At 41.6% G+C, this 22903-nt stretch carries 19 protein-coding genes and 1 other annotated feature; of the genes, 17 read left to right on the forward strand and 2 right to left on the reverse strand.

The genetic code is table 11. From position 1 onward, the window contains the following. Position 1: 1 nt before the first annotated feature. The 16 genes from MK403_RS00835 (at position 2) to MK403_RS00910 (ending at position 16786) form a co-directional block, all read left to right on the forward strand. Entirely contained in the window at positions 2 to 715 is a 714-nt protein-coding gene (locus tag MK403_RS00835) for an O-methyltransferase (RefSeq protein ID WP_268708650.1), read from the forward strand. 65 nt (positions 716 to 780) lie between these two features. Continuing rightward, the gene (prsA, locus tag MK403_RS00840; protein WP_268708651.1) at positions 781 to 1722 is read left to right on the forward strand and encodes a peptidylprolyl isomerase PrsA; all 942 of its coding nucleotides are present in this window, start codon (positions 781 to 783) and stop codon (positions 1720 to 1722) included. 189 nt (positions 1723 to 1911) lie between these two features. Beyond that, positions 1912 to 3135 (forward strand): cell division peptidoglycan polymerase FtsW, encoded by a 1224-nt coding sequence (ftsW, locus tag MK403_RS00845; protein WP_268708652.1) that lies wholly within the window; start codon positions 1912 to 1914, stop codon positions 3133 to 3135. 23 nt (positions 3136 to 3158) lie between these two features. Next, positions 3159 to 5855 (forward strand): phosphoenolpyruvate carboxylase, encoded by a 2697-nt coding sequence (gene ppc, locus MK403_RS00850; RefSeq protein ID WP_268708653.1) that lies wholly within the window; start codon positions 3159 to 3161, stop codon positions 5853 to 5855. 96 nt (positions 5856 to 5951) lie between these two features. Then, positions 5952 to 6167: a binding site (T-box leader), on the forward strand. A gap of 114 nt (positions 6168 to 6281) precedes the next feature. Next, entirely contained in the window at positions 6282 to 7277 is a 996-nt protein-coding gene (gene trpX, locus MK403_RS00855) for a tryptophan ABC transporter substrate-binding protein (RefSeq protein ID WP_268708654.1), read from the forward strand. Between the two features lie 65 nt (positions 7278 to 7342). Beyond that, on the forward strand, positions 7343 to 8209 hold the full coding sequence (locus MK403_RS00860; protein ID WP_268708655.1) for an ABC transporter permease: 867 nt from the start codon (positions 7343 to 7345) through the stop codon (positions 8207 to 8209). Further along, positions 8206 to 8964 carry an ABC transporter ATP-binding protein gene (locus MK403_RS00865; RefSeq protein WP_268708656.1) on the forward strand — a complete coding sequence of 253 codons (759 nt, stop codon included), beginning with the start codon at positions 8206 to 8208 and terminating at the stop codon, positions 8962 to 8964. Before MK403_RS00860 ends, MK403_RS00865 begins: the two co-directional genes overlap by 4 nt. Positions 8965 to 9160: 196 nt before the next feature. Beyond that, positions 9161 to 10921 carry a DNA primase gene (gene dnaG / locus MK403_RS00870; RefSeq protein ID WP_268708657.1) on the forward strand — a complete coding sequence of 587 codons (1761 nt, stop codon included), beginning with the start codon at positions 9161 to 9163 and terminating at the stop codon, positions 10919 to 10921. A gap of 2 nt (positions 10922 to 10923) precedes the next feature. Further along, positions 10924 to 12033, forward strand: coding sequence for an RNA polymerase sigma factor RpoD (rpoD, locus tag MK403_RS00875; protein ID WP_000201893.1), 1110 nt, complete (start codon positions 10924 to 10926; stop codon positions 12031 to 12033). Between the two features lie 14 nt (positions 12034 to 12047). Further along, the gene (locus MK403_RS00880) at positions 12048 to 12377 is read left to right on the forward strand and encodes a metal-sulfur cluster assembly factor (RefSeq protein ID WP_033585983.1); all 330 of its coding nucleotides are present in this window, start codon (positions 12048 to 12050) and stop codon (positions 12375 to 12377) included. 110 nt (positions 12378 to 12487) lie between these two features. After that, positions 12488 to 13531 (forward strand): glycosyltransferase family 4 protein, encoded by a 1044-nt coding sequence (locus tag MK403_RS00885; protein WP_268708658.1) that lies wholly within the window; start codon positions 12488 to 12490, stop codon positions 13529 to 13531. 8 nt (positions 13532 to 13539) lie between these two features. Further along, entirely contained in the window at positions 13540 to 14856 is a 1317-nt protein-coding gene (locus MK403_RS00890; RefSeq protein WP_268708659.1) for a glycosyltransferase family 4 protein, read from the forward strand. 22 nt (positions 14857 to 14878) lie between these two features. Continuing rightward, the gene (locus MK403_RS00895) at positions 14879 to 15070 is read left to right on the forward strand and encodes a PspC domain-containing protein (protein WP_268708660.1); all 192 of its coding nucleotides are present in this window, start codon (positions 14879 to 14881) and stop codon (positions 15068 to 15070) included. Positions 15071 to 15113: 43 nt separating this feature from the next. Continuing rightward, positions 15114 to 15248: a DUF4044 domain-containing protein gene (locus MK403_RS00900; protein ID WP_000863854.1), complete on the forward strand. Its 135-nt coding sequence runs from the start codon at positions 15114 to 15116 to the stop codon at positions 15246 to 15248. A 71-nt stretch (positions 15249 to 15319) separates the two neighbouring features. Next, the gene (obgE, locus tag MK403_RS00905; protein WP_268708661.1) at positions 15320 to 16630 is read left to right on the forward strand and encodes a GTPase ObgE; all 1311 of its coding nucleotides are present in this window, start codon (positions 15320 to 15322) and stop codon (positions 16628 to 16630) included. Between the two features lie 9 nt (positions 16631 to 16639). Beyond that, positions 16640 to 16786: a hypothetical protein gene (locus MK403_RS00910; protein WP_268708662.1), complete on the forward strand. Its 147-nt coding sequence runs from the start codon at positions 16640 to 16642 to the stop codon at positions 16784 to 16786. A 52-nt stretch (positions 16787 to 16838) separates the two neighbouring features. On the opposite strand, the gene MK403_RS00915 is transcribed toward MK403_RS00910, so the two are convergent. Both MK403_RS00915 and MK403_RS00920 read right to left on the reverse strand, forming a co-directional pair. Further along, a complete protein-coding gene (locus MK403_RS00915) occupies positions 16839 to 17309 on the reverse strand; it encodes an arginine repressor (RefSeq protein WP_125448284.1) in 471 nt (156 codons plus the stop codon). A gap of 16 nt (positions 17310 to 17325) precedes the next feature. Beyond that, positions 17326 to 19599, reverse strand: a complete 2274-nt coding sequence (locus MK403_RS00920; protein ID WP_268708663.1) for a Xaa-Pro dipeptidyl-peptidase — start codon at positions 19597 to 19599, stop codon at positions 17326 to 17328. Between the two features lie 165 nt (positions 19600 to 19764). Between MK403_RS00920 and MK403_RS00925 the strand changes: the two genes are divergently transcribed. Continuing rightward, entirely contained in the window at positions 19765 to 22866 is a 3102-nt protein-coding gene (locus tag MK403_RS00925; protein WP_268708664.1) for a DNA polymerase III subunit alpha, read from the forward strand. The last annotated feature ends 37 nt before the right edge of the window (positions 22867 to 22903 follow it).

Raw genomic sequence — 22903 nt, forward strand, 5'->3', positions numbered from 1 at the left:
GATGGTAGAGTCTTATAGTAAAAATGCCAATCACAATATGCGACGTCCCGTCGTCAAGGAAGAAATCGTAGAACTCATGCGCCAGCGTCAAAAGCAGGTGACAGGTTCTTTGAAAGAATTGGAAACCTTCGCTCGCAAGGAAAATATTCCCATCATTCCTCATGAAACAGTTGCCTACTTCCGTTTTCTCATGGAGACCATACAGCCCAAGAACATTTTGGAAATTGGGACGGCTATCGGTTTTTCAGCACTCTTGATGGCGGAGCATGCGCCAGATGCCAAAATTACAACGATTGATCGTAATCCTGAGATGATAGGCTTTGCCAAGAAAAACTTTGCCCAGTTTGACAGTCGTAAGCAAATCACCCTCTTGGAGGGAGATGCAGTCGATGTTTTATCTAGTCTGACAGAAACATATGACTTTGTCTTTATGGATTCGGCCAAGTCCAAATACATCGTCTTTCTGCCTGAAATCCTCAAGCACTTGGAAGTCGGTGGAGTGGTGGTCTTGGATGATATTTTCCAAGGAGGAGATGTTGCCAAGGACATCATGGAAGTTCGCCGAGGTCAGAGAACCATTTACCGAGGTTTGCAAAGACTTTTCGACGCAACTTTGGACAATCCAGTTCTAACAGCAACTCTAGTTCCACTTGGGGACGGCATTCTTATGCTACGAAAAAATGTGGCAGATGTGCAGCTTCCTGAGAGTGAATGATTTTTAGAAAAATTTAAGACAATTTAGTAAAATAGAGAAGGTAACTTACCATAAAAGGAGTAAACATGAAGAAAAAACTATTGGCAGGAGCCATTACCTTATTATCTGTAGCGACTTTGGCTGCTTGTTCAAAAAGTTCTGAAGGGGCTGATCTCATCAGCATGAAGGGTGATGTCGTCACTGAACACCAATTTTATGAACAAGTCAAAAATAACCCAACTGCGCAACAAGTTTTGCTTAATATGGCCATTGAAAAAGTTTTTGAAAAACAATATGGTTCAGAAGTAACTGATAAAGAAGTGGATGATGCCGTTGCTGAGGAACAAAAGAAATACGGCGATAGCTACAACAGCGTACTTCAACGTGCGGGTATGACTCCTGAGACTCGTAAAGCTCAAATTCGCACAAGTAAGTTGGTCGAATTGGCAGTTAAAAAAGCCGCAGAGAGTGAATTGACTGACGAAGCTTACCAAAAAGCTTTTGAGTCTTATACACCAGATGTAACAGCTCAGATCATCCGTATGGATAATGAAGACAAGGCAAAAGAAGTGCTTGAAAAAGCAAAAGCAGCAGGAGCTGATTTTGCTCAGTTGGCAAAAGACAACTCAAATGATGACAAGACAAAAGAAAATGGTGGCGAAATCACTTTTGACTCGGCTTCTACAGAACTTCCAGAACAAGTCAAGAAGGCGGCCTTTGCCTTGGATGTGAATGGTGTCTCTGATGTTATCACAGCGACTGGAACACAAGCCTACAGTACCCAATACTACATTATTAAGCTAACCAAGAAAACAGAAAAATCATCAAACCTAGATGACTACAAAGAAAAATTGAAAACGGTCATCCTGGCTCAGAAACAAAACGATTCATCTTTCGTTCAGAGCGTTATCGGAAAAGAATTCCAAGCTGCAAATATTAAAGTGAAAGATCCTGTTTTCCAAAATATCTTTGCCCAATACGTTGGGGGTGCAGACTCAAACTCAAGCAGTAGCTCATCAGCAGAATAAAAAAGAAAATACAAACTTTGTCTTGAAGTTTGTATTTTTTAGTAATCAGTTTCGGCCAAATAGCAAAATTCGAAGGATTGGAGGATAAGAGTTTTTTTCTTTCTGAAAAAATGGTATAATAGCAATCAAAACTAGAAAATAAAACGGAATTGGGAACAGTCGGCTCTGTTCCTATTAGAATGGTGACATATGAAAATTAGTAAAAGGCACCTATTGAACTATTCCATTTTGATTCCTTACTTCCTTTTATCGATTTTGGGTTTAATCGTCGTTTACTCAACGACGAGTGCTACCTTGATCCAAGAAGGGGAAAGCGCTCTTCAGTTAGCTCGGAACCAAGGGATGTTTTGGATAGTCAGTTTGATTTTGATTGCCTTAATTTATAAACTGAAACTTGGCTTTTTAAGAAATGAACGCTTGATTTTTATCGTTATGTTTGTAGAGATGATTCTCCTAGCTTTGGCTCGGCTAATTGGAACCCCAGTCAATGGTGCCTACGGTTGGATTTCTGTAGGACCTGTAACGATTCAGCCTGCAGAGTACCTTAAGATTATCATTATTTGGTACCTAGCCCATCGATTCTCAAAACAACAGGATGAGATTGCGGTTTATGACTTCCAGGTTTTGACACAGAATCAGTGGCTACCTCGAGCCTTTAACGATTGGCGTTTTGTTCTGCTGGTTCTGATTGGTAGTTTGGGGATTTTCCCAGACTTGGGAAATGCGACCATCTTGGTCTTGGTGGCGCTCATCATGTATACGGTTAGTGGGATCGCCTATCGTTGGTTCTCGACCATTCTGGCTCTCTTGGCAGGGAGCTCAATGTTAGTCTTGTCTGTCATTCGCTTTGTTGGGGTTGAAAAGTTCTCTCAAATTCCTGTATTTGGTTACGTTGCTAAACGTTTTAGTGCCTTCTTTAATCCCTTTAATGACTTGGCAGGTGCAGGACACCAGCTCGCAAATTCCTACTATGCAATGGTAAATGGTGGCTGGTTCGGACTGGGACTGGGGAATTCTATCGAGAAGCGTGGTTATCTGCCAGAAGCCCATACGGATTTCGTCTTTTCGATTGTCATCGAGGAGTTTGGATTCGTAGGAGCCAGTATGATTTTGGCTTTACTCTTCTTCTTGATTTTGAGAATTATCTTAGTCGGTATTCGTGCTAAGGATCCCTTTAACTCCATGGTTGCTATCGGTGTCGGAGGAATGATCCTTGTTCAGGTCTTTGTCAATATCGGTGGAATTTCCGGTTTGATTCCTTCTACAGGGGTAACCTTCCCCTTCCTTTCACAAGGGGGGAATAGTCTCCTAGTCTTATCTGTAGCCATTGCCTTTGTACTAAATATTGATGCTAGTGAAAAACGTGCCAAACTTATCAGAGAATATGAAAGTCAACCTTCTGCTACTCTGTAAGGATTGAATGGAAAGGAAAGTTTATGTCACTTCAAAAATTAGAAAACTATAGCAATAAAGCCGTCGTTCAAGAAGAAGTCTTGATTTTGACAGAGCTGTTAGAAGACATCACAAAAAATATGCTAGCGCCAGAGACCTTTGATAAAATCATGCAGCTGAAGGACTTGTCTACAAGCGAAAACTATCAAGGACTCAATAAATTGGTGACCAGCCTTTCAAACGAGGAAATGATCTATATTTCTCGCTATTTCTCAATCCTTCCACTCTTGATCAATATCTCTGAAGATGTGGACTTAGCCTATGAAATCAATCACCAAAATAATGTAGACCAAGACTATCTAGGAAAACTGTCAACAACCATTAAGATGGTGGCTGAAAAAGAAAATGCGGCTGCAATTTTGGAGCAGCTGAATGTGGTTCCAGTTTTGACGGCCCACCCGACGCAAGTACAACGGAAGAGTATGCTGGATTTAACCAATCACATCCATACCCTCTTGCGTAAATACCGCGATGTTAAACTTGGCTTGATTAACAAAGAAAAATGGCACACGGATCTCCGCCGTTACATTGAAATTATCATGCAAACGGACATGATTCGCGAGAAGAAATTGAAGGTAACCAACGAAATCACCAACGTGATGGAGTATTACCAAAGTTCTTTCCTGAATGCTGTTCCCCGTTTGACGGCTGAGTATAAAAAATTGGCTAAAGAACAAGGTATCGAACTTGAGCATCCAAAACCGATTACTATGGGGATGTGGATCGGAGGAGACCGTGATGGAAATCCTTTCGTAACAGCGGAAACCCTCAACAAATCAGCCTTGACCCAGTGCGAAGTCATCATGAACTACTATGATGAAAAGATTTATAATCTTTATCGTGAATTTTCACTTTCAACCAGTATCGTGAATGTCAGCGACAAGGTTCGTGAGATAGCGCTCAAGTCTCAAGATAATTCCATTTATCGTGAAAAAGAACTCTATCGTCGTGCTCTTTTTGACATCCAAGCTAAGATGCAGGCAACCAAGACCTATCTTATCGAAGATAAGGATGTTCATCCAAGATATGCTACCGCAGATGAATTTTACCAAGATTTATTGGCCATCCGAGATTCTCTATTAGAGAACAAAGGTGAGTACCTGATTTCAGGAGAATTTGTAGAGTTGATGCAGGCGGTTGAAATCTTTGGCTTCTATCTTGCCTCTATCGACATGCGCCAAGATTCTAGTGTTCATGAAGCCTGTGTGGCAGAATTGCTAGCATCCGCAGGTATCAACGACCACTATAGCGATCTGTCTGAAGATGAAAAATGCGCCCTCCTATTAAAAGAGTTGGAAGAAGATCCTCGTATCCTCTCAGCAACTCATGCTGAAAAGTCAGAACTACTTGAGAAAGAACTATCTATCTTTAAAGCCGCTCGCAAGTTGAAGGATAAATTAGGTGAAAACGTCATTCGTCAAACCATCATTTCTCATGCAACTAGCGTGTCTGATATGCTCGAACTAGCCATCATGCTCAAGGAAGTCGGCTTGGTAGATGCTCAAAAAGCCCGCGTTCAGATTGTTCCCCTCTTTGAAACGATTGAGGACTTAGATCACTCAGAAGAGACTATGAGAAGATATTTCTCTCTACCTTTGGCTAAAAAATGGATTGCTTCAAAAGACAACTACCAAGAAATCATGCTTGGCTACTCTGATAGTAACAAAGACGGTGGTTACCTGTCATCATGTTGGACCCTCTATAAAGCGCAACAACAACTGACTGCTATCGGGGATGAATTTGGCGTTAAAGTTACCTTCTTCCACGGTCGTGGTGGTACTGTGGGTCGTGGTGGTGGACCAACTTATGAAGCCATCACATCTCAACCACTCAAGTCTATCAAGGACCGTATCCGTCTGACTGAGCAAGGAGAAGTCATTGGAAATAAATACGGTAACAAAGACGCTGCTTATTACAACCTTGAAATGTTGGTTTCTGCAGCCATTAACCGTATGATTACCAAGAAGAAGAGTGATACCAATACATCAAATCGTTACGAAGCTATCATGGATCAAGTAGTGGACCGTAGCTACGATATCTACCGTGATTTGGTCTTTGGAAATGAACATTTCTATGACTATTTCTTTGAATCAAGTCCAATCAAGGCTATTTCAAGCTTCAATATCGGTTCGCGTCCAGCAGCTCGTAAGACCATCACTGAAATTGGCGGTTTGCGTGCCATTCCTTGGGTCTTCTCATGGTCACAAAGTCGTGTCATGTTCCCTGGATGGTATGGCGTGGGTTCAAGCTTCAAAGAATTTATTGATCAAGATCCAAAGAATATTGAGATTCTCCGTGACATGTACCAAAACTGGCCTTTCTTCCAATCTTTGCTTTCCAATGTAGACATGGTCTTATCTAAGTCTAACATGAACATTGCCTTTGAATATGCCAAGCTTTGTGAAGATGAAGAAGTGCAAGCCATCTATTACACTATTTTAGATGAATGGCAATTGACCAAGAACGTTATTTTAGCTATCGAAGATTATGACGAACTCTTGGCAGAAAACTCTTACCTAAAAGACAGTCTAAACTATCGTATGCCTTACTTTAATATCCTTAACTACATCCAGTTGGAGTTGATCAAACGTCAACGTCGCGGCGAATTGTCAGCTGACGAAGAAAAACTGATCCATACAACTATCAACGGAATTGCAACCGGTTTGCGTAATTCAGGCTGATATTCTACAAACTTCCTCTTTTTTCAAGAGGAAGTTTTTGAATTATTTAAAAAATTCTAAAAATAGCCTTGACAAGTAGTTGAAAAATGATATAATTTAAACATTCAGAAAGTAATCATGCTCATTTTTTAGAGAGTCTGTGGTTGGTGAAAGCAGATAGATGAAATTGATGAAATTGGGCTGAATGTTATTAAGAATTTGAAATCATAAAAATTCGGTGAGCACACCTTACAGTGCAACTCGTGAATGCGAGAAAGAGCGATAGGGATATTCCCTATAATTGAGGTGGCACCGCGCATCGACGTCCTCACACAAGTTTTTTGTGTGAGGACTTTTTTGTTGGAGGAGACTTATGGAATTTAAACGATGGCGTCGCTTGTTTTGTTTAAAAGAGCATTATACAAGTGATTTAAAAGGAGAAAAAATATGAAAAATAAACGTTTAATTGGAATTATCGCTGGATTAGCAGTATTGGTAGTGGCTAGCTTGATTTATTCATCAATGAACAAGCCAGCAACTAAGGAAGAGCAAAAGGTCGCTAAGGTTGGTGTCCTTCAATTTGTTAGTCACCCATCCTTGGACTTGATTTACCAAGGGATTCAAGATGGACTAGCTGAAGAAGGCTATAAGGACGACCAGGTAAAAATCGACTTTATGAACTCTGAAGGTGATCAGAGCAAGGTTGCAACCATGAGTAAACAATTGGTGGCAAATGGAAACGACCTTGTTGTTGGGATTGCGACACCAGCTGCTCAAGGACTTGCTAGTGCTACAAAAGACCTACCTGTTATCATGGCTGCTATTACAGACCCAATCGGTGCTAACTTGGTCAAAGACTTGAAAAAACCAGGTGGCAACATCACAGGGGTATCAGACCACAACCCAGCTGAACAGCAAGTGGAATTGATTAAAACTTTGACACCAAATGTCAAAACAATCGGTGCTCTATACTCAAGTAGCGAAGATAACTCAAAAACACAGGTAGAAGAATTCAAGGCTTATGCTGAAAAAGCAGGTTTGACAGTCGAAACCTTTGCAGTTCCATCAACAAATGAAATTGCTTCAACAGTCAATGTCATGACAAGCAAGGTCGATGCAATCTGGATTCCAATTGACAACACCATCGCATCTGCATTTTCAACGGTTGTATCAAGCAACCAAACAGCTAAAAAGCCAATCTACCCAAGTGCCACTGCCATGGTAGAAGCAGGTGGATTAGCATCTGTAGTAGTTGACCAACACGATCTTGGAGTGGCTACTGGTAAAATGATTGCCAAAGTTTTGAAAGGTGAAAAACCAGCTGATACGCCAGTTAATGTCTTTTCAACTGGTAAGTCAGTAATCAACAAAAAACTAGCGCAAGAGCTTGGTATCACAATCCCTGAGTCCGTCCTAAAAGCAGCAGGACAAGTGATTGAATAAAGATAAAGGAGGAGCTGGACACATCTCCTCCCATTTTTACTAAAGAAAGAAATGAGTGAAAGATTATGATAGTATCCATTATTTCTCAGGGGATGGTCTGGGCGATTCTAGGTTTGGGAATCTTTATGACTTTTCGAATTTTGAATTTCCCTGATATGACTACTGAGGGCTCTTTTCCTCTTGGGGGAGCAGTAGCTGTAACCTTGATAACACAGGGAGTCAATCCGTTTTTAGCAACCCTAGCCGCAGTAGGAGCGGGCTGTCTAGCTGGAATGGCGACAGGTCTCTTATATACCAAAGGAAACATTCCAACCCTCTTATCAGGAATTTTGGTTATGACTTCCTGTCATTCCATCATGCTCATGATTATGGGACGTGCCAATCTGGGACTTCTTGGAACCAAGCAAATTCAGGATGTCTTGCCTTTTGATTCAGATTTCAATCAACTGCTGACTGGATTAATCTTTGTAGCTCTTGTTATTGGTCTCATGCTCTTTTTCCTTGATACCAAACTAGGTCAAGCCTACATCGCTACAGGTGACAATCCTGATATGGCTCGTAGCTTTGGTATCAATACGGGACGAATGGAACTTATGGGCTTGGTTCTCTCAAATGGGATCATCGCGCTTGCAGGAGCCTTAATTGCTCAACAAGAAGGATACTCGGATGTTTCTCGTGGTATCGGGGTTATCGTAGTTGGTCTAGCTAGCTTGATTATTGGTGAGGTTTTGTTCAAGAGTTTGACCCTGGCAGAGCGCCTCATGACCATCGTTGTAGGCTCTATTGCTTATCAGTTCCTTGTTTGGGGAGTGATTGCTCTTGGGTTTAATACAAGTTATCTTCGTTTGTACAGCGCCTTGATTTTGGCAGTTTGCCTCATGATTCCAACCTTCAAAAGCAAATACTTGAAAGGAGTCAAGTTTAGCAAATGACAGCAATTGTAGAATTAAAAAATGCTACCAAAGTCATCACGAATGGCTTTGACGAAGAAAAGATCATTCTGAATGATGTTTCTCTTGAAATTTTCGAACATGATTTCATTACCATTCTAGGTGGAAATGGAGCAGGGAAGTCAACGCTTTTTAACACTATTGCAGGTACCTTACCTTTAACAAGTGGGAGTATCCGTATCATGGGAGAGGATGTGACTCATTTTTCACCTGAAAAGAGGGCTAAGTACTTGTCTCGTGTCTTTCAGGATCCAAAGATGGGTACGGCTCCCCGTATGACGGTGGCGGAAAATCTCTTGATTGCCAAGTTTCGTGGTGAGAAGAGAGGACTCTTTCCTAGAAGGCTATCAAATCATCGGGGAGAGTTTCAGGCTACCATTGAAAAAGTGGGAAATGGGCTTGAAAAGCATCTAGATACTCCGATTGAGTTTTTATCAGGTGGACAACGTCAGGCCTTGAGTCTCTTGATGGCAACCTTGAAGCGACCAGAGTTGCTCTTGTTGGATGAACACACAGCAGCTCTCGACCCTAAAACAAGTGTGGCCTTGATGGAGTTAACAGATGATTTTGTCAGCAAGGACCATCTAACAGCCTTGATGATTACCCACCATATGGAGGATGCACTGAAGTATGGAAATCGTCTGATAGTCATGAAGGAAGGTCGTATCATCCAAGACCTCAATAAAGAAGAAAAAGCTAAGATGAAAATCTCAGACTACTATCAATTATTTGAATAGATGAGTTAAATAATCATCAAAAAATAGAGAAGAAAAACTTAGAAGCATTAAAGTGTTTCTGAGTTTTTTATCTTCCCTTTCTATCAAGAAAAATAAGGTAAAGAGAATTACGGAAAGCGTATGAAATGGTTTACTTTTTTTCAGAAATAAGCTATACTAGTTTACGTGAAACTATGATAAGATGGAGGTATTGTGTATGGTTGACAAGCAAGTCATTGAAGAAATCAAAAACAATGCCAACATTGTGGAAGTCATAGGTGATGTGATTTCTTTACAAAAGGCTGGACGGAACTATTTAGGGCTCTGTCCTTTTCATGGTGAAAAGACCCCCTCTTTCAACGTTGTGGAAGACAAGCAGTTTTATCATTGTTTTGGATGTGGGCGCTCAGGAGATGTCTTTAAGTTCATCGAAGAATACCAAGGCGTGTCCTTCATGGAAGCCGTTCAGCTCTTAGGTGAGCGCGTCGGTATTCAACTAACTATGCCTGTACAGTCTCGTCCTCAACAGGCTTCCCCTCATCAAGCTCTATATGATATGCATGAAGAAGCTGCCCGTTTTTACCATGCAATTCTCATGACGACCAAGATGGGAGAAGAAGCAAGGGCTTATCTATACAAACGCGGATTGACAGATGATGTTCTGAAGCACTTCCAAATTGGACTAGCTCCAGCAGAGAGAACCTATCTCTACCAACGTTTATCTGACAAGTTTGAGGAAAAGGAATTATTGGATTCGGGCTTGTTTTACTTGTCAGATGGTAATCAATTTTATGATACTTTTTTTGGACGTATCATCTTTCCTTTAACCAATGACAAGGGGCAGGTTATTGCATTTTCAGGTCGTGTCTGGCAAGAAACTGATAGTCAGACTGCCAAGTATAAAAATAGTCGTTCGACTGCAATTTTTAACAAGAGTTACGAATTGTATCATTTGGACAGGGCAAAAAAGGGAACAGGTAAGATTACAGAGCTTTATCTGATGGAAGGCTTCATGGATGTTATCGCAGCCTACCGTGCTGGTATAGAAAATGCTGTGGCTTCCATGGGAACAGCCTTAAGCAAGGAGCATGTTGACCACCTCAAACGCTTTACCAAAAAAATTGTTCTCAGCTATGATGGTGACAAGGCAGGACAGGCAGCGACAGCCAAGGCTCTAGAGGAGTTAAAAGACTTTTCAGTGGAGGTTGTTCGAGTACCTGATGCCATGGACCCAGATGAGTATTTACAAAAGAATTCTGCTGAAGACCTAGCCTACCTCTTAACCAAGACACGCATCAGTCCCATAGAGTTCTATATTCACCAACTCAAACCTGAAAATAGTGATAACTTGCAGGCGCAAATCGAGTTCATTGAAAAGATTGCGCCCTTAATTGCCAAAGAAAAGTCTATCACTGCCCAGAATTCTTATATCCACATTCTGGCGGACAATCTACCTTCTTTTGATTACCAACAGGTAGAGCAAATTGTAAATGAAAGTCGGATTGTTCAGAGACAGGAGAGAGTCAAAGAACATCCTACAACAGCAACGATTAGTTTACCTGTGACGCGGCAACTGACAGCAGTCATGAGAGCAGAGGCTCATCTCCTTTATAGGATGGCTGAGAATCCAGTTGTTCTAAATGACTACCGATTAAGAGAAGATTTTTTCTTTGATACCCCAGAATTTCAGATTCTTTACGAATTATTAAGTGAGCAGGGAGAAATCGGCTCAGAGGAGCTTTCTCATCAGACGCCTGAGGTTGAAAATGCTTGGTACCACGTACTTAGTCTGGATTTGCCAGCTGAGATGTCGCCTCAGGAGCTAGCGGAAGTCGAAGCGACTCGAAACCGTGCTCTCCTCAGCAAGGACAACTTAAGAATTAAAAAGAAAGTGCAGGAAGCTAGTCATGTAGGAGATACAGACACAGCCTTGGAAGAATTGCAACGATTGATTTCCCAAAAGAGAAGAATGGAGTAATAATGGCAACAAAACAAAAAGAAGTAACGACATTTGATGTGCAAGTAGCAGACTTTATCCGTAACCACAAAAAAACAGGAACAGCAACAGACGACGAAATCAATTCAAGTCTGGTTATTCCTTTTACCCTCGATGCAGACGGCATTGAAGACCTTTTGCAACGGATTCAGGATGCTGGCATTTCCATCACGGATAACGAAGGGAATCCAAGTGCACGAGTCCTTAGTACAGAAGAAGAGCCTGAACTTAGTGATGAGGATTTGATTGGCTCAACCTCTGCTAAGGTTAATGACCCTGTCCGTATGTATTTGAAGGAAATTGGGGTTGTTCCTCTCTTGACCAACGAAGAAGAAAAAGAATTGGCCCTAGCTGTTGAAGCTGGTGACATCGAAGCAAAACAGCGTCTTGCAGAAGCCAACCTTCGTTTGGTGGTTTCGATTGCTAAGCGCTACGTAGGTCGTGGTATGCAGTTTCTTGATTTGATCCAAGAAGGAAATATGGGCTTGATGAAGGCCGTGGACAAGTTTGACTATTCAAAAGGTTTTAAGTTTTCAACTTATGCAACTTGGTGGATTCGTCAGGCAATCACTCGTGCCATCGCTGATCAGGCGCGTACCATCCGTATCCCTGTTCACATGGTTGAAACTATCAATAAATTGGTTCGTGAACAGCGAAATCTCCTTCAAGAATTGGGTCAAGATCCTACTCCTGAACAAATTGCTGAGCGTATGGATATGACACCTGACAAGGTGCGTGAAATCTTGAAAATCGCCCAAGAGCCAGTATCACTTGAAACACCGATTGGTGAAGAGGACGATAGCCATCTTGGGGACTTTATCGAAGACGAAGTGATTGAAAATCCAGTAGACTATACAACTCGTATCGTCTTGCGTGAGCAGTTGGATGAAGTCTTGGATACTCTCACAGACCGTGAAGAAAACGTCCTACGCTTGCGCTTCGGGCTAGACGATGGGAAAATGCGTACTCTTGAAGATGTTGGTAAAGTCTTTAACGTGACTCGTGAACGTATTCGTCAGATTGAGGCTAAGGCTTTGAGAAAATTGCGTCAACCAAGTCGCAGCAAACCCCTTCGTGATTTTATTGAAGACTAAGAGGGAGGAATAACATGGCTTATACAGAAGAGCAAATTGAGGCTATTAAAACACGTATTTTAAATGCCTTGGAAGAAGTCATCGACCCTGAGTTGGGTATTGATATTGTCAATTTAGGTTTGATTTATGAAATTCGATTTGATGGTGAAACAGGTCACACTGAAATTGATATGACCTTGACAACCATGGGCTGCCCACTGGCTGACCTTTTGACAGACCAGATACACGATGCGATGACAGATGTGCCTGAGGTAACCAATACAGAAGTTAAATTGGTATGGTATCCAGCTTGGACGGTTGAAAAAATGAGCCGCTACGCACGTATCGCCCTAGGAATTAAATAAACAGTAAAAAATATGAGAGACGATTGGAAAATAGGGTAAATTCCTCTTTTTCCTCTGGTCTCTTCTTTCTTTTGCTGATTTTCTGGAAATAAAATGGTATAATGAATGGTATGGAAAACGAAAAATTGCGTGTCAATATGCTAAGTTCAAGTGAAAAAGTGGCTGGTCAGGGAGTATCAGGAGCCTACCGTGAATTGGTACGTCTTCTACATCGTGATGCCCAAGATCAGTTGATTGTTACGGAGAATCTTCCTGTGGAGGCTGATGTAACCCACTTTCATACCATTGATTTCCCTTATTATTTATCTACATTCCAAAAGAAGCGATCTGGGAGAAAAATTGGCTATGTGCATTTTTTGCCTGATACGCTTGAGGGGAGTTTGAAAATTCCATTTTTCTTAAAGGGAATTATCAAACGCTATGTTTTTTCATTTTACAACCGAATGGAACACTTGGTAGTGGTCAATCCCATGTTTATCGAGGATTTGGTGGCAGCTGGTATTCCACGTGAAAAAGTGACTTATATTCCAAACTTTGTAAATAAGGAAAAATGGCATCCACTGCCAGCTGACCAAGTAGCAAAACTTCGTCAGGAAATGGATTTAGCTGAAGATCAGTTTGTTGTGGTTGGTGCAGGTCAGGTTCAGAAGCGTAAAGGAATTGATGACTTTATACGTCTTGCGGAGGAATTGCCAGAAATTACCTTTATCTGGGCTGGTGGTTTTTCATTTGGCGGGATGACAGATGGTTATGAACGCTATAAAAAAATCATGGACAATCCACCTAAAAATCTAATTTTCCCAGGTATTGTTCCTCCAGAGCGAATGCGAGAACTCTACGCTTTGGCGAATCTCTTCTTGCTACCAAGTTACAACGAATTATTCCCGATGACCATCTTAGAGGCAGCAAGTTGTGAAGCACCGATTATGCTAAGGGATTTAGATCTATACAAGGTCATTCTCGATGGGAATTATCGTGCTACAAGTGATGTTTCAGAGATGAGAGAAGCCATTCTCGAATACAAAAATCATCCTGAAAAGTTGAAAGACTTGAAAGAAAAAGCTCGCGAGATCTCCAAAGAGTACTCCGAGGAGCACTTGTTGGAAATTTGGCTAAAATTCTATCGAGAACAGGCTGCTTTGGGCAAAAAGTGAGGTAGTTTATGCGAATTGGTTTATTTACAGACACCTATTTTCCTCAGGTTTCTGGGGTTGCGACTAGTATTCGAACCTTAAAGACAGAGCTTGAAAAGCAGGGACATGCGGTTTTTATCTTTACAACCACTGATAAAGACGTGAACCGCTACGAGGATTGGCAAATCATTCGAATTCCGAGTGTTCCCTTCTTTGCATTTAAGGATCGACGTTTTGCTTATCGTGGCTTTACAAAAGCGCTTGAAATTGCCAAACAGTATCAGCTAGATATCATTCATACGCAAACAGAGTTTTCACTAGGTTTACTAGGGATTTGGATTGCAAGAGAATTGAAAATTCCTGTTATTCATACTTACCACACCCAGTACGAAGATTATGTGCATTATATTGCTAAGGGGATGCTGATTCGGCCAAATATGGTAAAATATCTGGTAAGGGGCTTCCTTCACGATGTGGATGGAGTGATTTGTCCTAGTGAGATTGTTCGGGACCTTCTATCTAAGTACAAGGTCAAGGTTGAAAAGCGTGTTATCCCAACTGGGATTGAGCTAGCTAAATTTGAACGCCCTGAGATTAAGGAAGAAAATTTAGCTGCCCTTCGACTTAAACTTGGGATTAAAGAAGACGAGAAAATGTTATTGAGTCTTTCTCGTATCTCCTTTGAGAAGAATATCCAAGCGGTCCTAGCCGCCTTTACGCAGGTTTTAAAAGAAGAAGACAAGGTGAAGCTGGTTGTTGCTGGTGACGGTCCTTATTTGGACAGTCTGAAAGAACAAGCCGTCCAGTTGCAAATTCAAGATCAGGTGATTTTTACTGGTATGGTCGCTCCAAGTGAAACAGCCTTGTACTATAAGGCGGCAGATTTCTTTATCTCTGCTTCCACTAGTGAAACCCAAGGCCTGACTTATCTAGAGAGTCTAGCTAGTGGAACGCCTGTCATCGCTCATGGTAATCCTTATCTGGATAATCTGATCAGTGACAAGATGTTTGGAACCCTCTACTATGGAGAACAGGACCTTGCAGGTGCCATCTTGGAGGCTTTGATTGCCACTCCAGATATGGATGAGCAGAAGTTGGCTGACAAGTTGTATGAGATTTCGGCTGAGAATTTTGGGAAACGAGTCCATGAGTTTTATCTCGATGCCATTATTTCAAATAAATTTGAACAGGAACTACGTGGCGATGAACCCATGACACAGCGATTCTTAAAAACTATTTTGTACCTACCTCAGCAGGCTGTTTCAGCCCCAGTTAAAGAGTCCAAACGAATATTAAAGGCTTCCAAAAAGCAGTTGTCTAGCATCCGGGATTACTGGAGAGATTAGTAAAAATATAGGAGAATAAAAGATGGCGAAAAAATTTATGAGAAGTGGAAGAGACCAAAAAATTGGTGGTGTTTGCGCAGGAGTAGCCCACTATTTTAATATTGATCCCACCATTGTTCGTGTGATTTGGGGTGTTCTTGCTTTTTGTTATGGGGCAGGAGTACTTGCTTACTTGATTTTATGGGTAATTGCACCTGTTTCTAGCGAATATTAAAAGAGAATTGGAATAGAACAAAGAGAAATAAAAAGGAGTCCAAATGGCTTTTGGAGATAATGGAAAACGTAAAAAAACAATGTTTGAAAAAGTAACGCTTTTTGTCGTGCTAATTATGTTGTTTGTAACCCTTGCTGGTATTTTTGCGACAGCGCTTGGAGCTTTTAGCAGATTCTAAGCAAGTTGCTAAGATAGAAACAATAACTAATGACTGGGTTCTCCCCAGCCTTTTTAAAGTGAGAAGAAAATATGAGTATGTTTTTAGATACAGCCAAGATCAAGGTCAAGGCTGGTAATGGTGGCGATGGCATGGTTGCCTTTCGCCGTGAAAAATATGTCCCGAATGGCGGTCCTTGGGGTGGTGATGGTGGACGTGGAGGTAATGTTGTTTTCGTTGTAGACGAAGGCTTGCGTACTTTGATGGATTTCCGCTATAACCGTCATTTCAAGGCTGATTCTGGAGAAAAGGGGATGACTAAAGGAATGCATGGGCGTGGTGCAGAAGACCTTCATGTTCGCGTACCACAAGGAACGACTGTACGTGATGCTGAGACTGGAAAAGTCATTACAGACTTGATTGAGCATGGCCAAGAATTTATCGTGGCTCATGGTGGTCGAGGTGGTCGAGGAAACATTCGCTTTGCAACACCAAAAAATCCTGCACCTGAAATCTCTGAGAATGGAGAGCCAGGTCAGGAACGTGAGTTGCAACTAGAATTAAAAATCTTGGCAGATGTCGGCTTAGTCGGTTTTCCATCTGTCGGGAAGTCAACTTTGCTTAGTGTCATCACCTCAGCCAAACCAAAGATTGGTGCCTACCACTTTACGACCATTGTTCCTAATTTGGGCATGGTTCGTACGCAGTCAGGTGAATCGTTTGCCGTGGCGGACCTTCCAGGTTTGATTGAGGGAGCTAGCCAGGGTGTCGGCTTGGGAACCCAGTTTCTACGTCATATTGAACGCACTCGAGTTATCCTTCATATCATCGATATGTCGGCTAGCGAAGGGCGTGATCCTTACGAAGATTACCTTGCTATCAATAAAGAATTGGAATCCTACAATCTTCGTCTCATGGAACGTCCACAGATTATCGTAGCCAACAAGATGGATATGCCTGAAAGTCAGGAAAATCTTAAAACTTTCAAGGAAAAGTTGGCAGCAAACTACGACGAGTTTGAGGAACTTCCAGCTATTTTCCCTATTTCTGGATTGACCAAGCAAGGTTTGGCAACTCTTTTGGATGCGACAGCTGAATTGTTGGACAAGACTCCAGAATTCCCGATTTATGATGAATCCGATATGGAAGAAGAGGCTTACTATGGCTTTGACGAGGAAGAAAAAGCCTTTGAGATTAGTCGTGATGATGATGCGACATGGGTACTTTCTGGTGAAAAACTCATGAAACTCTTTAACATGACCAACTTTGACCGTGACGAATCGGTCATGAAGTTTGCTCGTCAGCTTCGTGGTATGGGAGTTGACGAAGCTCTTCGTGCACGTGGTGCCAAAGATGGCGACTTGGTCCGAATCGGTAAATTTGAGTTTGAATTTGTAGACTAGGAGATCGATATGGGAGATAAACCGATATCATTCCGAGATGCAGATGGAAATTTTGTTTCTGCAGCAGATGTATGGAATGAAAAGAAACTAGAAGAATTGTTTAATCGTCTCAACCCTAAACGTGCTCTTCGATTGGCACGTACAAAGAAAGAATAAACACAGTCATAGAAATAAAAATTCCCGTGATCTTTTGATCACGGGATTTGTTTTATTCACTAAAGAAAAATGGTGGCGCAAATTTTTTAAGAATTTCAAAGCAAGTCTGTGCTTCTTCAGCATTTTCACAGATAAGAAGGCAGACATCATCACCACACACGGTGGCAATGATTTGTTTGAAATCAAGTGCATCGAGAACAGCTCCAAACGATTGGGCAAGGCCTGGCAAGGTTTTGAGGACAACCTGATGCTGGACAGGGCGTAGCATGACCAAGCCATCTTCCATATAGTTTTCCAAGCGTTTTTCCCACTTGGAGATGGAACCAGTATTTAAAACATAGTAAGAATGATCTGCTTCGCGAACCTTTGAAAGGTTCATAGTCTTGATATCGCGTGAGAGAGTAGCCTGTGTGACTTGGATGTCGTTTTCAGCTAGTAAAGCTTGCAACTCTGCCTGTGTATGAATCTTATTTTTAGCTACAAGTGCACGGATGAGTTGGTGTCTATGTTCAGATTTATTCATATGAGGCTGACTCCTTTTATGAAGGGATGGTGATGGAGGATTGTGTGAGATCGACTGTTAAGTGATAGTCTGTATTATCACGGATAGTGATTTCAAAGTCGGTAGTATAGAGAACAAGGCGAAGTGTGTCACCTTTTTTCAGCTTGTAAATAGTTGGTTGCAGCTCTAGCTTGAAGTCCATCCATTCATTTGGTTGGATATTTTCAATCTTTAAGAGGTCACTTCGGTTTTGTAAATTAAGGTAGCCTTTGGTGATGACACGCTGGGCGCTTGGAGTAAATGGCAATTCACAGAGATTTTCTAACATGTGGTAACGACCATTATCAATGGTTCTAGCACTTAAAACAGCTGGATAAGGCTGCAGATATTTCTTTTGTCCAAGTTCTAGCAGTTGAGCAGATAATAAGCCCTTGTTTGTACTTGATTTGACACGAAGTTTCAGCTCCACTCGACCATTTAAGTGAATATCTTGAGTTACTAGAAGATCAATGGTGATCTGATTGGCTTTTCCTTGGTAAAGTTCGGTGTTGAAGGTCTGGTAAGTCTTTCCATAACGATCAAAATCTTTTTGATCATACTGGTTTTGAATCACTTTTTCTTCAGTTCCAAGAGAGAAGGTATGGAGTTCATCCTGCTTACCAAAGTTATCAAGACCTTGCCATCTTTGCGGTGCTGTATTGTCCTGCCAGATGACAGTCGGAAGTTGATAGCCTGAGTCAAGTCCTAACAATTTCTTACTTAACAAGGCATTCATGGACTCGCGGAAGTCGATCGACTGCCAGTTGTTCATATAAACATGGGCACCATGATGGAAAAAGAGGTGCTTATTGATATGGCTAGGAAGGGCATGAAACATCTGGTAAACATGAAGAGGTTTGACGTTCCAATCCTGGGAACCATGCGTAAAGACGACCTCAGCTTGAACCTTGTGAGCATTGAGCAGATAGTTGCGGTCATGCCAAAACTGATTGTAGTCACCAGTCTTGCGATCCAGTTGCTCTTTTACCTTTTCTAAGTCCGCTTGATGAGCTTCATTAGCACGGATATAGTCACCAGCTAAGAGATTGCGGGAGTAGGTAAGCTCAGCAAGTGAGTCAAAATCCTCACCTGGATAGCCACCTGGGCTAGTCACTAGACCATTTTCCCGATAGTAGTTGTACCAAGAGGAAATACCTGCTTCAGCGATGATGACTTCTAAGCCATCAACACCAGTGGTGGCGAGACCATTGGACATGGTACCTAGATAGGAAATACCTGTTGTTGCGACTTTCCCGTTTGACCAGTCAGCTTTGACTTGGCGTTTGCGCGTGTGGTCCGTGAAAGCACGGCAACGACCATTGAGCCAGTCAATGACATTTTTATAAGCTTCAATCTGCTGGTAGTCCCCATTGGTCATGAGACCTTGAGAATCCTTGGTACCAACACCCGATACATAGAGATTGGCAAATCCTCTTGGAAGGAAGTAGTCGTTGAGAGTGTACGAACTATTGATGTGAGTTAGCTTTTCTTCAGCTTCTGAGACGACTTCTGCTTGGCCATGAGGTTCGACTACATTCAGCTTAGGCTCCTCGAGCTCAATGGTGTGGGCAGGTTTGACCTCAAGCTCTCCTTCCATCTTGTAGAGAGCCTTGTCGCTGGCTTTGTCGTTGGTGCCTTGGTGATAAGGACTGGCAGTCATAACCGCAGGAATCTGTCCATTATAGCGAGGGCGAATAATGCTGACCTTGACTAAGTCAGGGAGACCGTCTTTATCAGTATCCACACGACTCTCGACATACACGACTTCACGAATGACATCATGAGTAGAGAAGGTTGCCAAGCTCTTACCGTTAAAGTAGTGGTAGTGGTTGTCTTCTGAAATGAGTTCGTCACTAACAAGTTGGTCGATGAGCGTATTTCCCTTTTTGGTTCGAGTGTTGAGCAAATGGTAGAGATTTTCAATCAAATCTCCATAAATAATAGGAAAACCAGTTTTTTTACGGAATTGTTCGGCGTCTTCAAAGTCAACAAGATAGTTAAACCCTAAAAGTTGAAAAGCCACAGTATAAAAAATCTCAGGAGTCAGGTCACAATCTGACTGAAAGAAGGTAAGGAGGTCAGTCTCCTTGTCAGCTGCTAAGACAGACAAAGGATAGTCGGTATTTTTATAAGTGAAAAAACTCCAGCGAACAAATTGTTCAAGTTGTTTTTTTGGTGCTTGTTCTGGTGCCAGCTTCAAACCAAGCTGAGATAACTCGCGTAAAACTTGCGAATGAGAAACGGGCAAATAGCTGAATTGATTAAAACGCATGGCGCTCTCCTTTGGAAATATTCTAAATTTAGTATATCAAAAATAAGGTAAAAAAGATATTGTTGACCTGCGATGAAGTCACTTTAAAAGGAATGGTCTCTACCTTTTCATTCTAGTTTTTAAAATGGTATAATAGTAGTATATCTAAAGCAAGGAGGAGATGGAATGATTGTACAACTCGATACCAAGACTGTATATAGTTTTATGGAAAGTGTGGTTTCGATTGAAAAATATGTACATACAGCTAAAGAATATGGCTATTCTCACCTTGCTATCATGGATGTGGATAATCTCTATGGAGCCTATCACTTTTTAGAAGTGACTCGAAAATATGGAATCCAACCTTTAATTGGTCTTGAAATGACCTTGGTCAAAGATGAGGAGAATATTTCTCTTCGTTTTCTAGCCCTATCTACTAAAGGTTACCAAGAGTTGATGAAGTTATCCACTTTAAAAATGACTGGTCGAAAGAATTGGTCTGACTTTACCAGCCACCTTGAGGATGTTGCCGTTATTGTTCCATATTTTGAAGGAATCGAACAGCTGGATTTAGGGCATGATTATTTTATTGGTGTCAGTCCAGATACTCCTCAAGAAGTCTTTACCAGACCCATTCTTCCACTCTATCAAGTCAACTCTTTTGAAAAAGAAGATATTCAAGTTTTGCAAATTTTGTCAGCAGTCAAGGATAATGTCAGCCTGAGAGAAGTGGATCTGCATTCACAACAAGGGATCTTTCTACCAGCCTCAGACTTAGAAGCTCGATTTAAAAATCGCTTCCCTCAGGCGCTTGCCAATCTTCAAGGTGTGATAGAGAATGTTAGCTATCAAATCGACCCAAGTTTAAAACTTCCTCGCTTTAATCCTGAAAGACCAGCAGTAGAAGAACTTAGAGAGAGGGCTGAGCAAGGCTTGAGTGACAAGGGGCTAACCTCAGCTATCTATCATGAACGACTGAATGAAGAATTGGCTGTGATTCATGATATGGGCTTTGATGACTATTTCCTTGTGGTTTGGGATTTGCTCCGTTTTGGACGTTCCCAAGGCTACTATATGGGTATGGGGCGTGGTTCTGCTGTGGGTAGTCTGGTGGCTTACTCACTGGATATTACAGGAATTGACCCGGTTGAGAAGAACTTGATTTTCGAGCGCTTTTTAAATCGTGAGCGCTACACCATGCCCGATATCGATATCGACATCCCTGACCTCTATAGACCAGAGTTCATTCGCTATGTTCGTGATCGGTATGGTAGTCAACATGTGGCACAAATTGTCACTTATTCGACCTTTGGAGCAAAACAGGCAATTCGTGATGTTTTTAAACGCTATGGTGTTCCAGAGTACGAATTAACAAATATTACGAAAAAAATCAGTTTCCGAGATACATTAACGACAGCTTATGAAAAGAATTTGCAGTTTAGGCAGGTCATCAATAGTAAGATTGAATACCAAAAAGCTTTTGAGATTGCTCGTAAGATTGAAGGTTATCCTCGTCAGACCTCTATCCATGCGGCAGGAGTCGTTATGAGTGACCAAGACTTGACGGACTATATTCCGCTCAAATACGGTGAGGATATGCTAATCACCCAGTATGATGCTCATGGTGTTGAAGCCAATGGACTTCTAAAAATGGATTTCCTAGGTCTGCGTAACTTGACTTTTGTCCAAAAAATGCAGGAATTATTGGCTGAGTCAGAAGGTGTTCATCTGAAAATCGAAGAGATTGATTTGGAAGACAAGGACACTCTGGCCCTCTTTGCTGCTGGAAATACCAAAGGCATTTTCCAATTTGAACAACCTGGCGCCATTCGATTGTTGAAACGAGTTCAGCCGCAAGTCTTTGAAGAGGTAGTAGCCACAACCTCACTCAACAGACCAGGGGCAAGCGATTATATTGATAACTTTGTCGCTCGTAAGCACGGCAAAGAAAAGGTGACGGTGCTGGATCCTGCCTTGGAGGACATCCTGTCATCAACCTACGGTATTATGCTTTACCAAGAGCAAGTTATGCAGGTGGCTCAGCGCTTTGGAGGCTTCAGCCTTGGTAAAGCCGACATTCTCAGACGAGCCATGGGTAAGAAAAATGCTAAAGAGATGCATTTGATGAAGGAAGATTTTATCACTGGAGCTATGAAACTGGGGCATTCAGAAGAAAAAGCCAACCAAGTTTTTGCAGTGATGGAAAAGTTTGCGGGCTATGGATTTAATAGATCCCACGCCTACGCCTACTCAGCACTGGCTTTCCAGCTTGCTTATTTCAAGACGCACTATCCTGCTATTTTCTTTCAAGTCATGTTGAATTATTCAAGCAGTGAGTATATTGTCGATGCTCTGCAGATGGGATTTCAAGTAGCGCCTTTAGCTATCAACAGTATTCCCTATCACGATAAAATTACCCAGAAAGCAATCTATCTTGGCTTGAAAGCCATTAAGGGGCTGCCAAGAGATTTGTCTTACTGGATTATCGAAAATCGTCCTTTTTCAAGTGTGGAAGATTTCGTCACACGTCTTCCCAAGAATTACAAGAAACTATCGCTTTTGACTCCTTTGGTTGAACTAGGGCTCTTTGATGAATTTGACAAGAACCGCCAGAAAATCCTAGTGAATCTGTCCAATTTGTTTGTTTTTGTTGAGGAGTTAGGAGGACTCTTTGCGGATGCAAACTATAGTTGGACTGAGGCTGATGATTTTACGGAGGCAGAAAAATTTTACAAGGAGCAGGAACTGATCGGGGTTGGTATCAGTTCCCATCCACTCCAAACTCTTGCTAAACAAGCCCTATATCCGACGACTCCGATCGCTAATCTAATCGAAGGAGCTCAAGCCACTCTTCTAGTTGAAGTGCAAAAAATAAAAGTCATTCGAACTAAGAAAGGCGAGAGTATGGCCTTTCTACAGGTTCATGATAGTAAGTCTCGGATGGATGTAACTGTATTTTCAGACCAATATAGAAAATTTGCTTCCATTTTATCCGAAGGGAAATTTTACTATATCAATGGTAAAGTTCAATCTCGAGATGGCCGTCTGCAAATGATTGCACAAGATTTGAAAGAAGCGGTAGCGGAACGATTCTGGATTCAAGTTAAAAATCACAACTACGATAAAGAGATTTCAAATATCCTAGAACAATACAAAGGCCCAATCCCTGTCATTATTAGGTATGAAGAGGAACAAAAAACGGTTGTTTCTACACAACATTTTGTAAGAAAAGATTCTGCTTTACAGGAAAAATTAGAGGGAATTGCTATGAAAACGATTTATCGCTAAAAATACGAAAAATAGAAGAATTTTCAAATGAAATGTG

The organism is Streptococcus oralis (assembly GCF_026782285.1).
GTDB lineage: Bacteria > Bacillota > Bacilli > Lactobacillales > Streptococcaceae > Streptococcus > Streptococcus oralis_CG.